The following is a 20,616-nucleotide window of genomic DNA, read 5'->3' as shown; positions in this document are numbered from 1 at the left end:
AAATTTGCATAAAAATTATGTATATTTGTGTTAAATCCTCTCTTAAAAAGCCATACTAAAAGGCAATTGCAGAGGATTTGTCTATTTATAAAACGAGGAAGTTATGAGTAACGTATCATACTATACTGTAGAAGGTTTAAAAAAACTTAAAGCAGAACTTAATCACTTAAGAGATGTTGAGCGGCCAAAGGCTTCTCAGGCAATTGCCGAAGCGAGAGATAAAGGTGATCTTTCAGAAAATGCCGAATATGATGCAGCAAAAGAAGCACAGGGTCTACTCGAAATGAAGATTGCTAAATTAGAAAATACTGTAGCCAATGCTCGTTTAATAGACGAGTCGCAATTAGATACTTCTAAAGTATTGGTGCTCTCTAGCGTTAAATTGAAAAATCAAAATAACGGCATGGAGATGACCTATAAGTTAGTTGCGGAAAGCGAAGCTGATTTAAAATCGGGAAAAATTTCTGTGAATTCACCAATAGGTAAAGGTCTACTAGGTAAAAAAGTAGGGGACACTGCCGAAATTACTGTGCCTAATGGAGCATTGAAATTCGAAATTCTTGAAATTACAAGAGGTTAGATTTTTAAAATAACTATATTTAATCCTATCTTTTTTAAAAGGGTAGGATTTTTTATTTCCACTAAAAATTTAAATTATGCCGACTATTTTTACCAAAATTATTAATGGAGAAATACCTTGTTATAAGGTTGCCGAAGATGAAAACTATTTAGCTTTTTTAGATATTAACCCAAATGCAAAAGGTCATACCCTTTGTATTCCAAAAAAGGAAGAGAACAAGCTATTTGACCTTGATGAGGATGCCTATTTAGAGTTAATGACTTTTTCGAGAAAAGTTGCAAAGGCTCTAGAAAAAACAGTCGATTGTAAACGTATTGGTATGAGTGTAATAGGTTTAGAAGTACCACATGTGCATGTTCATTTAATACCTTTAAACGAAATGAAAGATGCTACTTTTCAACATAAAGTGAAGTTGACTGATCAAGAGTTAACTAGCCTTGCAAAAGCAATACGTACTAAAATTGAATAACCCCAGCTATAAATAAATAAACAACACCCGCAACAACTGCAATTAAAGCCAATAATACTGCGTAGAAAAGCAAGGTTGGTTTAGAGGATTTTTTTTCGGGTAAAGCCGTCTTTTGATAATAGTTGAACATACGTTCAATATCTTCGGTCCAGCTAACAGGATATATTGTGGAATGGCAAGTATTACATACCAGTTTGTTACTTAATTCAGCAGTGGTTTTGCGAAAAAAACTGCCGTACGTATGTTTTTGATAAAAGGTTAGTTTTAAATCTTGGTTAAAACATTCAGGACAATTGTTATTTAATTTGGTTTCTTTAATAACTACGAGTTTTTCCTTAGCCATAATCAGTGGGACACTTTTAGAGAAATTTGCATAATAGTACCTTCTTTGCCAGATGATAACACTTTTATTTTGCCATCATGATATTCCTCAACAATACGCTTGACCAAAGAAAGACCTAGGCCCCAACCTCTTTTTTTAGAGGTGAAACCAGGTGTAAAGATACTATTATAGTTGCTCTTAGAAATACCATGCCCCGTATCTGCGATTAATATATTCACATATTTGCCGTCGGGTACAATTTCTATGGCGATACTTCCTTTGCCTCGCATAGCATCGATTCCATTTTTAACCAAATTTTCAATGGTCCAATTGTACAATGAGCTATTTAGTAAAACAGGTAGTTGATTCACTTTTGAACTAAATGAAAAATGAATGAGTTTAGAACTTCTTCTTTTTAGATAATCGAATGCATCTTTTGTTTCTTCAACAATATCACTCTCTACAAGTTTAGGTAACGATCCAATTTTTGAAAATCGTTCGGTAATTGTTTGTAACCTATCAATATCTTTTTCAATCTCTTTAGTTATGCTTGGGTTTATTGATTCGGTCTTTAATAATTCGTTCCATCCTAATAGCGAAGAAAGTGGGGTTCCTATTTGATGAGCGGTTTCCTTGGCCATACCTGCCCATAATTTATTCTGCTCGGCTGCCTTATTGGTTTTGAACAGAAAGTATATCACTGCTGCGAATAGAAAAATAATAAGTAATAATGCAATAGGATAAAACTTCAATTTATTCAGTACCTCTGAATTACCGTAATATAGCGTTGCCAAATGTTCCCCTTGTTGATCTATGGAAATAGGAGTGTTCTCGTTCTTAAACTTATTTAGTTGATTTTGTATGTAAATGGAGTCTTTAGCTTTGTTCGGCGGAAAATTATTGACCCTAATGGTTTCATCCTTATTAATAAGGATCATTGGGGTAGAGGTATTGTTTTGAAATACCTTTAAATGAAGGCTACCTAAGTCTACGGTCTCAGAAGATTGTAGAAATTCGGATTGTGCGGTTGCCCAAATCTCCATTTTTAAACGCTCCTCTTCTTTAAATTGTTTAAAAAAACTATTGGTGTTCCATAAGATAAGGCTCACAACAGCAAAGGAGCCTATCAATAGAAAAATGTTGGAAATCTTGTTTTTAGGGATAAAGTTCATCCAATAGTTGTCTAATACTAAAGATAACCTAAAATGTAAATAATTGTTGTGTTGATATCTGCACAGGTTGTTTTATTCCCGCTTCATTTTACCTATTTTTGAACTTTATTGTAAAAAGAGTTCAACATGGAAATAGAAGGTAAAGTAAAATTGATAGGTGAAACCCAAACCTTTGGTTCTAATGGGTTTAGAAAAAGAGAATTGGTAGTAACTACAGATGAACAATATCCACAACATATTATGGTAGAGTTTGTTCAGGATAAGTGCGATTTATTGAATTCTTATAAAGTTGGGCAAGATGTAAAAGTTAGCATTAATCTAAGAGGTCGTGAATGGACGAACCCTCAAGGAGAAGTTAAATACTTCAACTCCATTCAAGGATGGCGTATAGAAGGTTCATCTCAAGCACAGCCAGCAGGTATGCCACCGGTACCACCTATGGAAGCATTTGAGCCAGCAGATGATTTAAACGAAGAAGACCATGATGATTTACCATTTTAAATGGCTAGTTGATCATAGATAGACGTATTGTCTATATAATTTAAAACTTGTTTGACTTTTATGGTTAAACAAGTTTTTTGTTTTATGATCTTTTTTTTAATTTAAAAAAAAATGGAAAAGTCTCAACACAGATTGTTTTTTTTAACCGATTCATTAGAATTTCCACCGGTGGATACTGCAAATTCAGATGGTCTTTTAGCAGTTGGTGGTAATCTTTCTCCAGAGCGGTTGTTGTTAGCGTATCAGCAGGGTATTTTCCCTTGGTTCAATGATGATTCCATTATATTATGGTGGAGTCCTGATCCAAGAATGGTTCTTTATCCAAGGCAGATTAAAATTTCTAAAAGCATGAGAAAAGTGCTTCGCGATAATAGATTTAGGTTAACAAAAAATACGTGTTTCAAAGATGTATTAGAAAATTGTTCTTCAGTGGATAGATCTGGTCAAGATGGTACCTGGATAACGGAGCAAATGAAAAAGGCATATCTACAATTGCATGAAAAAGGAATCGCCAAATCGTACGAGGCTTGGGAAGGAAATAAATTGGTAGGTGGCCTCTACGGAGTAGATTTAGGCCATGTGTTTTGTGGAGAAAGTATGTTTAGTTTAACATCGAACGCTTCTAAATTCGTCTTCATAAAATTAGCGCAAGAATTACAAGAACAGGGATATAAAATTATCGATTGCCAGGTGTATACAGAACATTTACAAAGTCTAGGGGCACAAGAAATATCTCGAATAGAATTTTTGAAACTTTTAAAGTGATATGGTTATTTTTTTCTGCTAATAAAGAACATGGTCGTAATTTGAAGGAAGAGTGGTTCTCATTTTTTTGAAATTACCATCTGCATCAAACTGAACTTCATAGTCTAAATTTCCTTTTTCTTTTTTTCCGACTACATCAATTGCGTATTGGATTGAGGGTAGAATTAGATTTTGAAAAGCGTTTTTAAATATTTCTTCTATAGTGTCATTATTTGAATAATATTGTTGTTTAAGTTTAATTATTCGATAATTGGAGAAAATAGTATTCAAATAATGTTCAATATTTGAATAGGTATCGTTTGGAATATCGGTGGAATTAATCAATATTTCTATTTTTTCTAAAGTGCCTTCCTTGTCGAATTCTATATTATACCAAAGCTTATCTTTTTTAAGTTTGGCTCTAAAACTTACTTTGTTGCTATCATTTTCTTGATAAAATTTTAAACGTTTAGCATTTACGATATTGTCGTCAATAATAGCATGAGCAGCGGAAGGGAATTGTGATTTTCTAATGCGAAATTCTCTTTCATATTTATTTTGGGCAGAGCTCAATTGGCAGCATGCAAAAACTGAAACGAAAATAAGATTTACATATATTTTTTTCAACTGTAGTAGATTTAAATTGATCATTAAACTTCGTGGTATCTAAAGCATTTGATCTCATGGTCATTTACTAATCCTGTGGCTTGCATAAATGCATATACAATTGTGCTGCCAACAAATTTAAAACCACGCTTTTTCAAGTCTTTGCTTATGGCATCAGAAGTTGGGGTATTCGCAGGAGCTTCTTTGTAGTTGAGTACTTTGTTTTTTACCGATACGCCTTTAACGAATTGCCATATGTATTCACTAAAAGTTCCAAATTCCTTTTGAACGTTAATGTATGCTTTGGCATTACTTACGGTGGCACGAACTTTTAATTTATTTCTAATGATACCTTCGTTTTGTAATAGTTCTAAAATTTTAGGTTCTTGGTATTTGACAATTTTTTGGTAATCAAAATTATCAAATGCTTTTCTAAAATTCTCACGCCGTTTTAAAATGGTAATCCAACTTAACCCAGCTTGAAATGTTTCTAAAACTAAAAATTCAAATAGTAATTCATCATCTTTAACGGGAACCCCCCATTCTTCGTCATGATAAGCTTCGTAAAGCAAATCACCTTTGCACCATCCACAGCGATGTTTTTCCATGATTTAAAAGTACTATATATTGCTGTGCGGTCAAATTAAAATAAATGAACAATATATAAATACAAGGGCATGCCTATGGTAATATTAAAGGGGAAAGTGATAGCTAGGGCCATTGGTAAATACAAACTAGGATTCGCTTTGGGCGCAGCCAATCTCATGGCAGCCGGAACTGCTATATAAGAAGCACTAGCTGCTAGAATAGCAAACAAAAATCGATTACCAATGCTTTCGGTAAATACGGAGCTTATTATGGCCACTACGCTACCGTTTAATAATGGGATGATGATGGCGAATAGGAATGCGAACCAACCTTTTTTTAGAAAATCTGCTAGTTTTTTACCACTGGTAATTCCCATGTCCAATAGAAAAACAGCTAAGAATCCTTTAAAAATATCTGTGGTAAATGGCTCAATGCCTCTTGCATGTTGATCGCTTGCCAAGAACCCAATAATTAAGCTTCCTATAATTAATAGTACACTACCGTTAGTGAGTGAATGTTTAAATACACTAGGCAGTGAAATTTTATTTTCCTTGTTTTTTTGAAAATAAGACATGAGTAATACGCCAATGATTATTGAGGGAGCTTCCATTAATGCCATAACCGCAACCATATGCCCGCCAAATTCTATTTGCTCCATTTCTAAGAATGAAACAGCGGTTACAAAGGTTACCGCGCTAACAGAGCCGTATGAAGCAGCTATTGCGCCAGAATTGGCAACGCTAAATTTTGTTCTTAGTGCAAAATAAGTATAGATGGGTACAAAAAGCGCTAGAAAGACCCCGAATAATAGAGACCATAATATTTCTATATCTAAATTGCTATGAGAAAGTTCTAATCCACCTTTGAACCCTATGGAGAACATTAAATACAGAGAAATGAATTTTGATGAATTTGGGGGTATTTCTAGGTCACTCTTTAATTGAACTGCTATTATACCTAGAAAAAAGAAGAGCAGGGCAGGGTTGGTCAGGTTATCTAACAATAAGGTTAAATCCATAAAATTGGTACTTGTAAAGGAGAATGAAGATTTTAATAACTCACTTAATTTTAAAAACTAGAGATGCAGGTTTTATTCGTTTATTGAAATTTCTAAAACGCCATTTATTTTAATAGTAACCCCTTTAGACTTCAATTGTTTAAAAAACTGTTTTGCTGTCAACTTATCATTCTCTAATTCGGTAATTCTACTATCAGGAAATTTGGTGTTAGCTCCAGAAAAACCTTCGCACATCGTTAAGCGTTGTAGTTTGTGAAAATTTATCTTTTCATTGATTAATGATTGAATCACATCATTGGCTTCTGAGACGGTAAATTCTCCATCAATAAGTTGAATCTTTTGTTTTGTTTTAATTGCTTGAACTGGATATTTTAATGCTGATTTCATAAAATGTTTTTTGTTGTTTTAATTCTGATGCAAATCTTACATTTTTAATTCATAAATTTTTATTTATATTTATAATATTAAGCATAAAAATAATTAATGAACTATACCTTGCATCAGTTAAAAATATTTTTAAAAATATTTGAAAACCAAAGTATTACGAAAGCTTCTGAGGAGCTGCATTTAACTCAGCCAGCAGTATCGATACAGTTAAGGAACTTTCAAGACCAATTTTCAATTCCGCTTACCGAGGTGGTCGGTAGAAAACTTTATGTGACAGATTTTGGAAAAGAAATTGCATTAGCTGCTGAAAAAATATTAAAAGAGGTAGATGAGATAAACTATAAGACCCTTGCTTATAAAGGTGAGTTGGTCGGTAAATTAAAATTCTCAATAGTATCTACCGGTAAATATGTAATGCCTTATATGCTATCTAATTTTATGAGTCAAAATAAAGGTGTCGACTTAATTATAGACGTTACAAATAAGGCTCAGGTAATTGAAAGTTTGGAGTTGAACAAAGTTGATTTTGCAATGGTCTCTGTGTTACCCAAAAAATTAAATATTGAACGTGTTGAGCTGATGCAGAATAAACTCTATTTAATTGCAGGTAAACGTGGTTTGAATAACGCCGGACTTACTAAAAAGAAGCTTTTTGAACAATCACCATTAATTTACAGGGAAGTGGGATCAGCAACAAGAGTTGCAATGGAGCAATTTATAATTAAGAATAAGTTTGATGTTCGAAAAAAAATAGAGCTTACTTCTAATGAAGCCGTAAAGCAGGCGGTTATTGCTGGTTTAGGATTTTCGATAATGCCTATTATTGGTTTGAAAAATGAGCTCATGAACAATGATGCTCAAATTATACCAGTTAAAGGACTGCCAATTATTACCAAATGGAATATAATATGGTTGAAGTCAAAAAAATTATCACCTACTGCTAAGGCTTTTTTAGAATATTTAAGATCAGAAGAAGAACAAGTGATAAAAGATAATTTTAATTGGATAGATGCTTATTGATCATTTCTATACTTTGGCTGTTTGATCACGTAAGGTTTGGGTCTGTTCTGCATCCATATAAATAATTGGTACAGCATAAAGCATAGGCATATTTTCTGGATAAGTGACTCTAAGAATTTGATTAATGGTACTAAATAATAAAGCTTTCGTCTTCCCTTCTATGATTGTTTGTTTTTCATAGCCTATTTCACCTGTATCTAAATTTTTACTAAATACTTTTTTGGTTGAAATACTTGCACTATAAATTAAATCTTGGGCCAAAAGTAATTTTGCTACCTCTTTAGCTTGCTTTTTATTTTTCACCGTAATGTATCCTAATATCATATTTTAAATATTTTAACGATATTTTACTTGTATCCGTTAATGTTGTTTCAGTAAGCATTAATTAACAAAAAAAAACCCAAATGGTCTGTAATAAAAAGTACCATTTAGGATTTTCATAAATCTTTATTGATTGAATGAATTAGGATTTTTGACCAGTGTTTAATTGCTCTAGCTCCTTATTGTTCAATGCGCTTTTTAGGTCGGCATTCACGTAAGAAAATATATTAAAGAATTTTTTACCATTTAAAGGGATGAGTCTAGCAACAAATTCTTCTGTTATCGTTTCAATTTTTACTTGCATTCCATTTAAGCCTTTGTAATTGGCAATGGAACCGCGTTTAATTATAAAATTGGGCTTTGGAAAATAGAGATATTGAAATGGAGTGTTTGAATCTTTATTTATATATAATATATCGCCAGGTTTCAAATCACTGATTTCGTTTTGGCTAAAACTGCTATATGAGAACATTAAAAATGCAAGCAGTACAATTGTATATTTCATAATATTTCATTTAAGGGTTAAACATGGTTTTCGTCTTTTGAAACATCTATTTCATTATTTTTTTATCAAATACAGAAAAATCACCATCAAATATTTTCTATTAAATCTAAAATAGCTAAAATCTCAAACAACAAAGCAATACTTTCGTTAAAAAATGTTAAACTATTATAAGTCAATAGTATTACTATTATATTTGCAACGGATTTAAATTTATTTAGACATGGATAGATTATTACAGGGTGTTACTATTAAAATTAACGACAAGCTATTTGTTAAGGATCCCGTATCTTCTGAATTGGGTAAGAATATTGTTAGGGAAAGTATTTTGATGATTAATGAAATGGGTTGGGAAAATTTCACCTTCAAGAAGCTAGGCAGAGAAATTGGTTCGAATGAAAGTTCTATCTACCGTTATTTTGAAAATAAGCACAAACTACTGTTGTACCTAACCTCTTGGTATTGGGGTTGGATGGAATATTATTTGGTTTTTGCGACAAATAGTATTGCCCAGCCAAAGGAAAAATTACTGAAGGCTGTACAGATTATTACCCGAGAAGTGAAGGAAGATTCTGCGTTCTCGCACATTAATGAAGTGTTGTTGAACAAAATTGTCATTAATGAATATTCAAAGTCCTATTTAACGAAAGAAGTAGATGTAGAAAACAAAGAAGGATTTTATATTATTTACAAAAGACTCATCGGTAGAATTCGAGATATGATTGTCGATGTTGATCCAGATTACCAATATCCTACTAGTTTGGCAAGCACCATTTTAGAAAATGGTTTACACCAACACTTTTTAAAGGAGCACTTTCCGTCATTAACAGATTGTGACGACAAGGTAACCCCGACCCAGTACTTAACTCATCTTGTTTTTAATACCTTAAAATAGAACTTAAATGGCTAAAAATATATTAACATCATGGCAGCGTTTTATAGGGTTGCTTAAGCTTGATAAAAGAGACGTTTTTCAAGTTTTTTATTACGCCATTTTTGCGGGTGTTGTAAACCTATCGCTTCCATTAGGTATACAAGCGATCATAAATTTAATGCAAGGTGCCCAAATAAGCACTTCGTGGATAGTTCTTGTGGTACTTGTAACCATTGGCGTAGCTTTTGTGGGGATACTTCAGTTAATGCAGATTAGGATAATCGAAAATGTTCAGCAAAAGATATTTACCAGGTCTTCATTTGAATTTGCGTACAGATTTCCTAAAATTAAGATGAGTGAACTTCATAACTATTATCCACCAGAATTGGCAAACAGGTTTTTTGATACATTGACTATTCAAAAATCATTATCAAAGGTGTTGATAGATTTTCCTGCTGCTTTATTGCAAATTGTATTTGGATTATTATTGCTGTCATTTTACCATCCTTTTTTTATTGTATATGGTATTCTTTTACTCTTGTTGATATATGTTGTATTTAAGTTTACGGCACAAAGAGGTTTGGATACTAGTTTAGATGAATCTAAAAGCAAATACAAAGTAGCGCATTGGATACAGGAGGTTGCACGATCAATAGTTAGCTTTAAGCTTTCCGGGAAAACATCTCATGCATTAGATAAAAATGATACACTGGTCGTTGAATACTTAAATGCCAGAGAAAGTCATTTTAATGTTTTAGTACTTCAGTTTATTCAAATGATTGGCTTTAAAGTCCTAGTTACTGGTGGACTTTTGTTGATAGGTGGGTTATTGGTTTTGAATCAAGAGATGAATATTGGGCAGTTTGTGGCGGCAGAAATTATCATTCTATTGGTCATAAATTCAGTTGAAAAATTGATTCTAGGCTTAGAGACCTTTTATGATTTATTGACATCATTAGAAAAAATGGGTCAGGTGGTCGATAAGGAATTAGAGCCGCAAGAAGGAGAAAAACCATTCATTGAAAACCAACCTTTTACAATTGAGCTAAGTGATATTTCTTATAGTGTTCCGCAAACGAAAAGACAAATTATTTCAAATCTTGATTTGACTATTACGCCGAATTGCACCGTTTTATTAAGAGGAAAGAGTGGTTCTGGCAAAAACACCTTATTAAGAATTATTGCAGGAATTTTGGAGCCAGACAGTGGTGGAGTTTATGTGAATGGCGTTTCGTTAAAAGGGATGAACTTAAACTATTACCGTTCTCATTTAGGTCAATCCTTGCCAGAAGAATCACCTTTTGAAGGCACAATTTTACACAACATAACTTTTGGGGATAAGAACACCACAAATGAGCAGGTATATTGGGCGCTTGATAAAGTAGGGCTTACTGAGTTTGTTAAAAAACAACCAGATGGATTAAATACAGTTCTTTACCCTGAGGGGAAACAAATACCTTATACCATTTCTAAGAAAATTGTATTGGCAAGAAGTATTGTAAGAAAGCCTAAACTACTTATTTTAAAGGATCCATTAGATCAATTTAATACTGAAGAAGCTAACAGAATTTTAAATTTCTTAAGTGATTCATCTAACGGGTGGGCCCTTTTGGTTGTGAGTGAAAATGATAAATGGATTAAAAAGTGTTCGAGAATCATTACGATGGATAAAGGAAGAATTGTAAACGAAATAAAGGGGAAAGATGCTTAATATATCTCATAAAAAACTGAATGAAAAAGTTTCTTTAGAGCGTTTTAAATCCGTTCAAAAAGTTGACCACAAAAGGCATTACAAACATTTTAATCGCTTTTTATTCGCTTTCGCAGTGGTAGGTGTCATTGTCCTGTTTCTACCTTGGACACAAACTATTAATTCTAGAGGGTTCTTGACTACTTTAACTCCTGGGCAAAGACCGCAAACTATTCAATCTCAGATACCTGGTAGAATAGAGCAGTGGTATGTTAGAGAGGGTGATTATGTTGAAAAAGGAGATACCATTCTTTTTATATCAGAAATTAAGTCAGAATATTTTGACCCTAATTTGGTAGAGCGTACCGGTGAACAATTGAAGTCAAAAAGTTCATCAGTAGTGTCTTATGGGGAAAAGGTGAAGTCATTAGATAACCAAGTAGCAGCACTTTTTAAGGAAAAAAGGTTAAAACTTGAGCAGGCCAAAAACAAATTATTACAATCAAAGTTGAAAGCTCAGAGTGATAGTATTGACTTTGAAGCGGCCAAGACGAATATTAAAATTGCAGAACGTCAATATGAGCGAACTGCACAATTGGAAAGTGAAGGGCTTAAAGCGGTGACTGATGTAGAAGAGAAAAGGTTAAAGCTTCAAGAAACGCAGGCTAAATTACTTTCGCAAGAGAATAAATTGCTAGCGGCCAAAAATGAGATTATTAATGCTGAAGTTGAAATTAATCGTGTTCAAGCATCTTACACTGATAAAATCTCAAAAGCCCAAAGCGATAAGTTTACGGCAATGTCAAATCAGTATGACTCAGAAGCACAAGTAAGTAAATTAGAAAATGACTATACCAATTACCAAATGCGTAATGAGCTACACTATATTCGAGCACCTCAAAATGGATATATCAATAAGGTAATTACCGCGGGCATTGGTGAAACTTTCAAAGAAGGAACGCCATTAGTGGGTATTATGCCAGCAGATTATGACATGGCCGTAGAGACATTCGTTAGTCCGATTGATTTACCGTTAATTCATTTGGGTGAAAAAGTTAGAATTCAGTTCGATGGTTGGCCTGCAATCATATTCAGTGGTTGGCCAAATGTTTCATACGGTACATATGCCGGCGAGGTTGTGGCGATTGAAACGTTTATAAATTCGAATGGTAAGTATAGGGTTTTATTATCACCGGAAGAGGGAGACCAGCCATGGCCAAGTGCACTGCGTGTAGGATCAGGGGCCAATACCATTGCTTTGTTAGAAGATGTGCCGATATGGTACGAATTATGGAGGCAGTTAAATGGTTTCCCTCCTAATTATTACCAACCAGAAGGTGCTCAAGGTAAACCTGTAAAGAAATAGCGATGCGAAATATTATTTTTCTATTTTGTTTTTCTGTTGGTTTGTTGACCAATGCTCAAAATACCGATTCTATTCAATTGAATTTTCGGGAGTATTTGGGGTATGTGAAAAAGTATCATCCTATAGCTAAACAAGCCGAAATGGTTTTGACTGTAGGTCAGGCAAACCTTATGAAGGCAAGAGGTGGTTTTGATCCAAAAATTGCAGTCGATTATTCCACCAAAGAATTTAAGGGAACAGAATATTACGATTTACTCAACACAACTTTTAAAATACCGACATGGTATGGCATTGAGTTTAAAGGAAATTTTGAGCAGTACTCGGGCGAATATGTAAATGCTGAGCGTAATGTGCCTGATGATGGGTTGTATAGTGCTGGGGTTTCACTTTCATTAGGCCGTGGTTCTTGGATGAACGAACGAATGGCTACAGTAAAAAAAGCTAAATTTTTTAGGGAACAATCTAAGGCCGATAGGGATCTATTAGTAAATCAGATATTGTTCGATGCTTCTTTGGCATATTTTAATTGGTTACAAGCGTATCGCAATAGACAGGTTTTTAATGATTTTTTGAAAAATGCGAAAGTAAGGCTTAAGGGTGTTGGTCGCAGTGCTGCGGCAGGGGAAGTAGCCGCAATTGATACGGTAGAGGCAAAGATTGCAGTGCAGAATAGGGCGTTAGAAATGGAGCAGGCAAAAGTAACCTTGCAGAATGCTCGTTTAGAGCTTTCTAACTACCTATGGATGGGTGACAATATTCCAATGGAATTGCAACCCCATGTGGTGCCGGACCTTTCCTTGGATACTGAAATAGACCAATCATTAGAAATTTTAGGAAAACCGTTAGATAGTTTTTCTCTTGAGAATCATCCTAAGTTAAGATCATTAGGATATAAAATTGATGGCTTGGTTGTAGACAAACGATTAAAGACTAATAAGTTGCTGCCGAGAATAGATGTAGAGTATAATTTCATTACCGATTCTCCAGATGGTTTTGATTCTTTCGAAACTCAGAACTATAAAGGAGGATTAAATTTTGAATTACCACTTTTTTTGAGAAAGGAACGAGGAGATTTAAAATTGGCGAAATTGAAATTGAGAGATGCAGAATTCGAGTTAGATAATGCTGAGGTTCAAATTCAGAATAAAATAGTAGCCATTTATAATGAACTTGACTCTTTCCAAAGTCAGAATATATTGATAGATGAGATAGTGTCCGGATATGCTGCTTTGTTGGCTGCTGAGGAGAGAAAATTTAGCTTCGGGGAAAGTTCACTTTTTTTAATTAATTCTAGGGAAAGTAAATTGATAGATGCTGTTTTAAAACAAAATCAAGTGGAGAACAAATACTTTACGGCTAAGGCCAAACTATTCAATAGTTTGGCCGTCAATCCAGAAAATTTATAAATAATACAAGGAAATAATTTATGCGACCACATAAGGTGATTGAGCAAGTAGACTATTGGTTACTTCTTAAGGATACTTTTTTTATTGTATCAGGTATTTTTGCCGCTGCTTTTGGTTTAGAAAGTTTTCTATTTCCTAACAGTTTTATTGATGGTGGTGCTACGGGAATTTCTCTTTTGATTGCTGAAACTGCAGATATACCTTTGTATGTATTAATAATTTTAGTGAATATCCCTTTTGTGTTTTTAGGGTATAGGGTGATAGGAAAAATATTTGCTTTGAAAACTGCTTTGGCGATTTTAGGTCTCGCTTTTGTTCTCGCATTTATAAAATTTCCTGAAGTAACACAAGATAAACTTTTGGTTTCTGTATTTGGTGGTTTCTTTCTTGGAGCAGGAATAGGATTGTCCGTTAGAGGAGGTAGCGTACTTGATGGTACTGAAGTTTTGGCAATTTATCTAAGTCGTAAACTGGGTACTACTATTGGCGATATCATAATATTAGTAAACATTTTAGTTTTTTCTGCAGCGGCATATATGCTGTCTTTAGAAACAGCTTTATATTCCATGCTTACCTATTTATCTGCATCCAAAACATTAAATTTTGTTATTGAAGGTATTGAAGAATATACCGGGGTAACGATAATATCTGACTCTAGCGAAGAAATAAGGCTTATGATAATAGAAAAATTAGGCCGTGGGTTAACCATATATAAAGCTAAAGGCGGGTTTGGTAAACATGGCTTGCATAGAGAATATGATGTTATCTATACAGTGATTACTCGTTTGGAAATTCGTCGTCTTAATATTGAAATTAATAAAATTGACCCAAAGGCTTTCGTAGTAATGGGTAAAATTAACGATACACGTGGTGGCATGATTAAGAAACGATCTTTGTAAGTAATATTATTTTAATACTACTAATGGCATCGTTTAGTATGAATAACCAGTAATAGTAAGATCGATGGATAAAGTGTTTAAGAAAAGTTTGGAGAATAGTTATACCTATCTTGAATATAGAAAATTGGTCTCTGATTTATCAGAAAAGGGAGAGTCAACAGGCCCAGTGCAATCAGAAGCGTTAGCACAGTATACCCAATTAAATAATAGCCGCATGCGTAGGTGGGACAAAACCTTAAACTTTAGCGAAGAGGCCATTGCGAAAATAAAATCGATAAAACATAATATTGAGTGGGTGGTGCTAACTGAAAGTTGGTGTGGCGATGCCTCTCCGGCATTACCGGTTATGCATAAAATCACAGAATTAAACCCTAATATCTCATTATCTCTAATTCTTCGTGATGAAAATTTAGATGTTATGAATCGGTTTCTTACAAATGGTTCTATGTCTATCCCTAAACTTATTGCAATCAATGAAGAAGGTTCTGTAGTTGCAACATGGGGTCCTAGATCTATTAATGCCACACAATTGGTTGAGTCGTTTAAAGAGAAGCATGGTGCATTGACTCCAGAATTTAAGCAAGAATTACAGGTGTTTTATAATAAAGATAAAGGGCAAAGTGTCTTGCAAGATATATTGCGCTTACTTCCCTTGAAATAGGTAAGTAATAGTGCCTTTTTGAGATTCTTTCTCAGAAGAATTGAATCTTGCTTTAAGTGCGTATGCAATAGCATTATCCACAAGGCACCCGTTAGAAGTGCCAGAGCTTTTTTCATTGAAATCAGCTTCTGTAACATATCCTAAAGCATTCACCTTAATGTTAATTACGACTTTTCCGCCTTCAATACAGGTGTAAATTGGCGGTGGTAATTTGTAGTTATTTCTGTCTACCAAAGAATAGGATACCGAAGTTCTTCTAGCAGCAAGATTATTAGTGAACTCTTTTTTTTGAGCTTCTTTTTCTCCTAAAAGTTGTTTTTTTTCTTCTCTCTTTTTTGCCAAGGCTTTGACCCTTTCGGCATACCCAGTGTCAGAAATCGCATTTTCCGAAGGATTTACATCGCTCATTTCACTGCGTTCCTCCATCAACTCTTCTAAAGTTTGCAAAGGTTCAGGGTTACCATAACTAGGTTTTGCAGTTTCGTTGAATGCTAAATGACTTTTAATAGGGTCAGCTTTAGCTTGGTCTTCTTTGGCTTTTTCTTCCTCTAAAATTTCTTCCAAAATTTCAGTATCCATTACCATTTCAACCACGTAGTCATCTTCGGTCACTTCTTCGCCACCCAACTGAATACCATAAAGTATCAACACCACTATAGACATGCTAAAGAGGGTAATGAGTAATGATAATTGTTGTCGATTCAGATTCATGGTTATATAACCTTAATAATACTAAAATATTTTAGGGAATCGATATAACGTAAACTTTTGTTTGGTTACTCGTTTACTTGAGGCCCTAATAAAGTATCTGCAAAGACCAAAGGGTCTTCAGCTATATCTACGTTAAAATCACCTATTTTGGTTCTTCTTAGCGATGTTAAATGTGCTCCAGAATTAAGGGCTTCCCCAAAATCATTGGCAATAGAACGTATATAAGTACCCTTGCTACAAGCAATTCTAAAGTGAACATTTAAGTTGTCGATTTCAGTAATTTCAAAAGTACTTACTGAAACTTTTCTTTTCGGGATATCGACAGCCTTACCTTCGCGTGCGAATTCATATAATCGCTTTCCATCTTTTTTTAAGGCTGAAAACACAGGAGGTGCTTGTTCTATTTCACCAATAAATTGAGCAGTGGTGGTATGAATTAAACTTGGAGTGATGTGGTCAGTTGAAAATGTTTCGTTGATTTCTGTTTCTAGGTCGTACGAGGGCGTGGTAGCACCTAAAGTAAATACACCGGTGTATTCTTTCTCTTGACCTTGATATTCTGTAATTTTCTTTGTGAATTTACCTGTACAAATCACTAACAAACCAGTTGCTAATGGATCTAGAGTTCCTGCATGGCCAATTTTGAATTTCTTTAAACTGAACTTCTTTCTAATCGCCCATTTTAATTTATTGACTGCTTGAAATGATGACCATCCCAAGGGTTTGTCAATCAATAATAACTGACCATTTAAAAAATCTTCTTTGGTCAAATTTTTCATGAATTCTAGGGTTTTAAATACGTCTTACGGATTTGTGAATCCGTAAATAATAGCAATTAGCCCAACAATAAGACAGTAGATGGCAAAATAGGATAGCTTGCTTTTTCTTACCAAAGTAATCATCCAAGTACAGGCTCCCAGTCCGGCAACAAAGGCAGCGATAAAACCTGCGCCCATGGCCATGTTATTTTCTCCATCAAAATTTAATTCGCCACTCATAAGGTCTTTGGCAATTTTTCCAAAAATTAAAGGGACTACCATTAAAAAAGAAAATCTAGCAGCTTTAGACTTATCAACACCTAAAAGAACGGAGGTAGAAATAGTAGCACCACTACGAGAAATACCTGGTAGCATTGCAATGGCTTGTGAAATACCGACAAGAAAAGCGTTGCCGAAACTTACTTTTTTATCTGTATCCTTTGCTTTGTCTGCAAAATATAGTAGTACGGCCGTGATAATCAACATAAACCCTACAAACTTAACATTGCCTCCAAAGAACGATTCTAATTGCTTTTCAAAAAATAGACCGACAAAAACTGCAGGAAGCATTGAAATAATGATTTTTGCAGAAAACCGACCTTCCTCGTTCCATTTAAATTGTAATAGACCACTTATAATTTCCCAGATATCTTTTCTGAAAACAACAATAGTGCTTAAAGCGGTAGCAAAATGCAAAACAACAGTAAATAATAAGCTCTCTTCTTGAACAGAATTATCTCCTAATATTGCTTTTCCCAATTCTAAATGACCGCTTGAGGAAACAGGAAGAAACTCGGTTAATCCTTGAATAATTCCGAGTATAATAGCATCTAATGTATCCAATTATTCTTTCTTTTTGTGTGGATTTAAAAGGATGGCATAGATTTCAATTCCTAAGCCTAAAAGAACCAATGTAGGTGCTAATCGAATTCTTCTAAAGTTGTAAATTTCTGGATTAAAAACATTTGGGTCGTCACTGCCGCCACCACTCATTAATATAAAACCTAAGGCGATAAAGGCAAGTCCTATGAACATGAACGTATAATTCTTTTTCTGAAAAATAAACTCTTGCTTAGTTTGCTGTTCTACTTTGTTATTTTTGCTCATGGCGCAAATTTAATAATATAATTCGTCGGTTCTAAGATTTAGAAAGCGTTGGGTCGCAAAATAGGTGCTAATGAACGAAATAAGTATACCCAAAAGAAAAACGCTAACAAATAAGATAACAAGAATATAAGGTTCATCAAATAGACCTAAATCCTGGAAATTGGTATTTACATAATAAACCACACCGCCAATGGCTAACAGAGCTATTGCAGCCCCAATCATTCCTAATTTAATATTCTGCAATATAAATGGTTTTCTAATAAAGGTTTTGGTGGCTCCTACCATTTGCATGGTTTTAATAATAAATCGTTTGGAGTATATTGAAAGTCGAATAGAGCTGTTAATCAATAAAACGGCAATGAAAGTAAATATGGCACTTGCAACTAAAATCCAAAAGCCAATGGTTTCCACGCTTTTAGCTACCATGCTAACTAAAACCTTATCATAACTAACTTCGTCAACGAATCCTTTTTCCGAAAGTGTAGTGGCAATTTCTTCAACCTTTTCCGCGGTAACGAAATCTGCATTCAATTTTACGTCGATGGAGTTTTTAAGCGGATTATATCCTAAATAATCTACAAAATCTTCTCCTATTTCTTCGCTATGTTGCTTGGCTGCTTCTTCTTTAGAAACATAAGTAGATGATTTGGTATACTCGGACATAGCCAGTGTCTTTTGTAATTGTTCTATTTCTATTTCTTTGGTGTTTTCTTTTAGAAAAATAGAAATTGTAATCTGTTCTTTGGATCGATCAGCCATTTTTTTGGTATTTAACACCAATAGGCCTAAAATTCCTAATAGGAATAGTACCAATGCAATACTAAGCACCACTGAAAAATAGGATGAGATAAGTTTGCGCCGCTGATAATTTTCGAAAGAGTTAGCCATATAGCACTTAAAAGTTCAGTAAAAATAGCAAAGTAAAGTTAAATGGAACTTAAAATTCTATCCTGTTATCTTTTAAGGCTAAAGTGGCCTTTGAATTGTGTGGTGTCTGCCTCAATTACAAACCAATAATCGTCTGTAGGCATTTGGTTGCCTTGAAAGAAACCATCCCACGAAGCTGAATTTGTATTGCCGAATTTTAGTAGTTTTCCATAACGGTCAAAAATAGAAATAGTGACATTGCTAAAAACTTCTAACCCGTCAGGTGTAAAAAGGTCGTTTACGCTATCTCCATTCGGAGTGAAAAATTTAGGGATTACCAAGTGGAAAAAATCTTCGGTTACCACATCGCAATTTGCATTGTCTTGAACATAAATAGTATATAAGCCACCTTCTACAGCTTCAAAAATAGGACTAGTTTGATACATGTTTCCATCTAAAGAATATTGGAAATTACCTTCATTTGATGTGGAAACAATAATTGACGGTCCGTCAGAAGTTATGCTTTCAATTCTAGGTAAATCTATTTGCTCAACAATGAAACTTTGAATACCCGAACACCCATTAGTATTGGTGACAACAACCGAATATTCACCAGGAGATGAAACATCAATAAGTCGAGTTGTTTCCCCCGTATTCCATAAATAGGTAACATTTTCCACTTCTGCATATAGGGTAATGAATGAGTCTTCACACAAAAAAGCATAAGAGTCATCGGGTACTTCGGGTAGCGGGTTTACGGTAAGAGTGACGGGAGTTCTTGTTGTAGAGGCACATTCTATTTCAGTAGAATTGGCTTCGGCATAATACGTTCCGGCACTAGTGGTTTCAAGATTCTGATTATTTGCTAATATTAAATTACCTCCTGTATCGGCATCATACCAATTAACGGTATACGTGTTTTGTGTAGAGACAGAAAGTATACCTATTTCGTCCTCACAAACGGTAACATCTCCGCTGCTGGTTGGTGCAGTAGGAATAGGTAAAACAACAATATCAAAAACATCTGAAACAACATTACATAAGTTGTTGTTGACATTTATGGGGTCTTCAGCAGTTTTAACTCTAAAGTAAGTGGTCGCAGTGACTGCAGGTGTAGAAAGAGTGATGTTGTTTTCTCCTGCAATATCGGTCCAGATTTGTTGGTCTGTACTTTGTTGCCATTGGTATGCGTGGGTATTGAAAATAGTGAAATCTGGTGTCGCTGAAATAGTTCTAGAAATGCCACCTTGGTCTTCGCAAACTACCAGTCTTTGTTCATTTGAGCTTGTTGAAACGGTTACATTATCTCCGCAAGATTTAAAAACGATATCGTCAATAGCGAGGTCATTTCCGCAGCCGCCATTACTATTGTTTCTCATTTTTAAAATGACCGAGGTTTGGCCAGGTTCCGTTTTAAAAACTAGAGCGTATTGTTGCCATTCGGCACTAGAGTTTGCTGCAATACTACCGGTATCTCCTTGGGCCAATAGGTTAGTGTCGGTTTCGTCCCAAATTTGAAATCGGACATTTACAGGTATACTATTACCTTCACAACCACTTGCAGCTTGCAGGTTAATTAGCCAAGACGAAAATTCATAACTAGTGTTCTCGCATAACCCTGAAACCTGTCGTTGATAAAACTCACCAGCTGTAAAACTTGCATTTACAATAAAAGATTTGCCGTTGGTATCGCCGGGTGTATGGTCTTGTACTGAAAGCCAATCGAAGTAGTTGGTGGTGCTTGAAATAGTGTAAGAGCCGTCGTTAGGTGTTCCTGTTGTAAAATTATAAGTTGTGGTACCTGCTGGTAAAGCAGGACCGTCTATAGTTCCTGAGCCAAAATCTTCGGTAAAAATAGGGTCGCCGGAATTTCCTTCACAAAAGCCTAGTTGTGAATGAAGTTCTGTAGAACCTATACAGAGTACAAATAGGCAAAAGTAGAATGATTTGGGATTCAAAATTTTCACGAACCTAAGATACCATTTTTAGACAAGAGGGTAGATTTTTTAGGGTAACTGAAACCAAAACCCGTTAATCACCAATATTT

25 protein-coding genes are annotated in these 20,616 nt (G+C 34.5%); 11 read left to right on the top strand and 14 right to left on the bottom strand.

Annotated features, from left to right (window positions below; genetic code table 11):
• Window positions 1-103: 103 nt before the first annotated feature.
• Both greA and AACZ41_RS00655 read left to right on the top strand, forming a co-directional pair.
• On the top strand, window positions 104-580 hold the full coding sequence (greA, locus tag AACZ41_RS00660; RefSeq protein ID WP_339625443.1) for a transcription elongation factor GreA: 477 nt from the start codon (window positions 104-106) through the stop codon (window positions 578-580).
• Between the two features lie 76 nt (window positions 581-656).
• Window positions 657-1,049 (top strand): HIT family protein, encoded by a 393-nt coding sequence (locus tag AACZ41_RS00655; RefSeq protein ID WP_339625441.1) that lies wholly within the window; start codon window positions 657-659, stop codon window positions 1,047-1,049.
• Here AACZ41_RS00655 and AACZ41_RS00650 read toward each other — a convergent pair.
• Both AACZ41_RS00650 and AACZ41_RS00645 read right to left on the bottom strand, forming a co-directional pair.
• The gene (locus tag AACZ41_RS00650; protein WP_339625439.1) at window positions 1,036-1,392 is read right to left on the bottom strand and encodes a hypothetical protein; all 357 of its coding nucleotides are present in this window, start codon (window positions 1,390-1,392) and stop codon (window positions 1,036-1,038) included. The two genes, AACZ41_RS00655 and AACZ41_RS00650, sit on opposite strands and share 14 nt — an antisense overlap.
• Window positions 1,393-1,394: 2 nt before the next feature.
• On the bottom strand, window positions 1,395-2,543 hold the full coding sequence (locus AACZ41_RS00645; RefSeq protein ID WP_339625437.1) for an ATP-binding protein: 1,149 nt from the start codon (window positions 2,541-2,543) through the stop codon (window positions 1,395-1,397).
• Window positions 2,544-2,669: 126 nt separating this feature from the next.
• Between AACZ41_RS00645 and AACZ41_RS00640 the strand changes: the two genes are divergently transcribed.
• The gene (locus AACZ41_RS00640) at window positions 2,670-3,044 is read left to right on the top strand and encodes a DUF3127 domain-containing protein (protein WP_079511227.1); all 375 of its coding nucleotides are present in this window, start codon (window positions 2,670-2,672) and stop codon (window positions 3,042-3,044) included.
• Between the two features lie 111 nt (window positions 3,045-3,155).
• Window positions 3,156-3,809 (top strand): leucyl/phenylalanyl-tRNA--protein transferase, encoded by a 654-nt coding sequence (gene aat, locus AACZ41_RS00635; protein ID WP_339625435.1) that lies wholly within the window; start codon window positions 3,156-3,158, stop codon window positions 3,807-3,809.
• Between the two features lie 18 nt (window positions 3,810-3,827).
• On the opposite strand, the gene AACZ41_RS00630 is transcribed toward aat, so the two are convergent.
• The 4 genes from AACZ41_RS00630 to AACZ41_RS00615 form a co-directional block, all read right to left on the bottom strand.
• Window positions 3,828-4,415: a hypothetical protein gene (locus tag AACZ41_RS00630; protein WP_339625433.1), complete on the bottom strand. Its 588-nt coding sequence runs from the start codon at window positions 4,413-4,415 to the stop codon at window positions 3,828-3,830.
• A gap of 23 nt (window positions 4,416-4,438) precedes the next feature.
• Window positions 4,439-5,002: a DNA-3-methyladenine glycosylase I gene (locus AACZ41_RS00625; protein ID WP_339625431.1), complete on the bottom strand. Its 564-nt coding sequence runs from the start codon at window positions 5,000-5,002 to the stop codon at window positions 4,439-4,441.
• Between the two features lie 35 nt (window positions 5,003-5,037).
• Window positions 5,038-6,000, bottom strand: coding sequence for a sodium-dependent bicarbonate transport family permease (locus tag AACZ41_RS00620; RefSeq protein ID WP_339625429.1), 963 nt, complete (start codon window positions 5,998-6,000; stop codon window positions 5,038-5,040).
• 72 nt (window positions 6,001-6,072) lie between these two features.
• Window positions 6,073-6,387, bottom strand: coding sequence for a hypothetical protein (locus AACZ41_RS00615; protein ID WP_339625427.1), 315 nt, complete (start codon window positions 6,385-6,387; stop codon window positions 6,073-6,075).
• Between the two features lie 96 nt (window positions 6,388-6,483).
• On the opposite strand from AACZ41_RS00615, the gene AACZ41_RS00610 reads away from it, so the two are divergent.
• On the top strand, window positions 6,484-7,407 hold the full coding sequence (locus tag AACZ41_RS00610; RefSeq protein WP_339625425.1) for a LysR family transcriptional regulator: 924 nt from the start codon (window positions 6,484-6,486) through the stop codon (window positions 7,405-7,407).
• Between the two features lie 6 nt (window positions 7,408-7,413).
• On the opposite strand, the gene cutA is transcribed toward AACZ41_RS00610, so the two are convergent.
• Both cutA and AACZ41_RS00600 read right to left on the bottom strand, forming a co-directional pair.
• Entirely contained in the window at window positions 7,414-7,731 is a 318-nt protein-coding gene (cutA, locus tag AACZ41_RS00605; protein ID WP_339625424.1) for a divalent cation tolerance protein CutA, read from the bottom strand.
• A 139-nt stretch (window positions 7,732-7,870) separates the two neighbouring features.
• Window positions 7,871-8,233: a hypothetical protein gene (locus AACZ41_RS00600; RefSeq protein WP_339625423.1), complete on the bottom strand. Its 363-nt coding sequence runs from the start codon at window positions 8,231-8,233 to the stop codon at window positions 7,871-7,873.
• 220 nt (window positions 8,234-8,453) lie between these two features.
• Here AACZ41_RS00600 and AACZ41_RS00595 point away from each other — a divergent pair, with 220 nt between their 5' ends.
• The 6 genes from AACZ41_RS00595 (at window position 8,454) to AACZ41_RS00570 (ending at window position 15,126) form a co-directional block, all read left to right on the top strand.
• The gene (locus tag AACZ41_RS00595) at window positions 8,454-9,125 is read left to right on the top strand and encodes a TetR/AcrR family transcriptional regulator (RefSeq protein ID WP_339625422.1); all 672 of its coding nucleotides are present in this window, start codon (window positions 8,454-8,456) and stop codon (window positions 9,123-9,125) included.
• Between the two features lie 7 nt (window positions 9,126-9,132).
• The gene (locus tag AACZ41_RS00590; RefSeq protein ID WP_339625421.1) at window positions 9,133-10,815 is read left to right on the top strand and encodes an ATP-binding cassette domain-containing protein; all 1,683 of its coding nucleotides are present in this window, start codon (window positions 9,133-9,135) and stop codon (window positions 10,813-10,815) included.
• Window positions 10,808-12,160, top strand: a complete 1,353-nt coding sequence (locus AACZ41_RS00585; RefSeq protein WP_339625419.1) for a biotin/lipoyl-binding protein — start codon at window positions 10,808-10,810, stop codon at window positions 12,158-12,160. Before AACZ41_RS00590 ends, AACZ41_RS00585 begins: the two co-directional genes overlap by 8 nt.
• A 2-nt stretch (window positions 12,161-12,162) precedes the next feature.
• Window positions 12,163-13,566 (top strand): TolC family protein, encoded by a 1,404-nt coding sequence (locus AACZ41_RS00580; protein ID WP_339625417.1) that lies wholly within the window; start codon window positions 12,163-12,165, stop codon window positions 13,564-13,566.
• A gap of 20 nt (window positions 13,567-13,586) precedes the next feature.
• The gene (locus AACZ41_RS00575) at window positions 13,587-14,465 is read left to right on the top strand and encodes a YitT family protein (RefSeq protein ID WP_339625415.1); all 879 of its coding nucleotides are present in this window, start codon (window positions 13,587-13,589) and stop codon (window positions 14,463-14,465) included.
• A gap of 64 nt (window positions 14,466-14,529) precedes the next feature.
• Window positions 14,530-15,126: a thioredoxin family protein gene (locus AACZ41_RS00570; RefSeq protein ID WP_339625413.1), complete on the top strand. Its 597-nt coding sequence runs from the start codon at window positions 14,530-14,532 to the stop codon at window positions 15,124-15,126.
• On the opposite strand, the gene AACZ41_RS00565 is transcribed toward AACZ41_RS00570, so the two are convergent.
• From AACZ41_RS00565 to AACZ41_RS00540, 6 genes are all read right to left on the bottom strand, one after another.
• Window positions 15,109-15,837, bottom strand: coding sequence for a hypothetical protein (locus AACZ41_RS00565; protein WP_339625411.1), 729 nt, complete (start codon window positions 15,835-15,837; stop codon window positions 15,109-15,111). The two genes, AACZ41_RS00570 and AACZ41_RS00565, sit on opposite strands and share 18 nt — an antisense overlap.
• A 65-nt stretch (window positions 15,838-15,902) precedes the next feature.
• On the bottom strand, window positions 15,903-16,616 hold the full coding sequence (gene truB, locus AACZ41_RS00560; RefSeq protein WP_339625409.1) for a tRNA pseudouridine(55) synthase TruB: 714 nt from the start codon (window positions 16,614-16,616) through the stop codon (window positions 15,903-15,905).
• 24 nt (window positions 16,617-16,640) lie between these two features.
• On the bottom strand, window positions 16,641-17,438 hold the full coding sequence (locus AACZ41_RS00555; protein ID WP_339625407.1) for an undecaprenyl-diphosphate phosphatase: 798 nt from the start codon (window positions 17,436-17,438) through the stop codon (window positions 16,641-16,643).
• Entirely contained in the window at window positions 17,439-17,702 is a 264-nt protein-coding gene (locus AACZ41_RS00550) for a DUF3098 domain-containing protein (protein ID WP_339625405.1), read from the bottom strand.
• 9 nt (window positions 17,703-17,711) lie between these two features.
• Window positions 17,712-18,590 carry a permease-like cell division protein FtsX gene (locus tag AACZ41_RS00545; RefSeq protein ID WP_339625403.1) on the bottom strand — a complete coding sequence of 293 codons (879 nt, stop codon included), beginning with the start codon at window positions 18,588-18,590 and terminating at the stop codon, window positions 17,712-17,714.
• A 65-nt stretch (window positions 18,591-18,655) separates the two neighbouring features.
• The gene (locus AACZ41_RS00540; RefSeq protein ID WP_339625401.1) at window positions 18,656-20,536 is read right to left on the bottom strand and encodes a T9SS type B sorting domain-containing protein; all 1,881 of its coding nucleotides are present in this window, start codon (window positions 20,534-20,536) and stop codon (window positions 18,656-18,658) included.
• Window positions 20,537-20,616 lie beyond the last annotated feature (80 nt).

Source organism: uncultured Maribacter sp. (genome assembly GCF_963974015.1).
Taxonomy (GTDB): Bacteria; Bacteroidota; Bacteroidia; order Flavobacteriales; family Flavobacteriaceae; genus Maribacter.
Note: the sequence above shows the minus strand (reverse complement) of the source record. Positions and strands in the feature narration are given on the sequence as shown.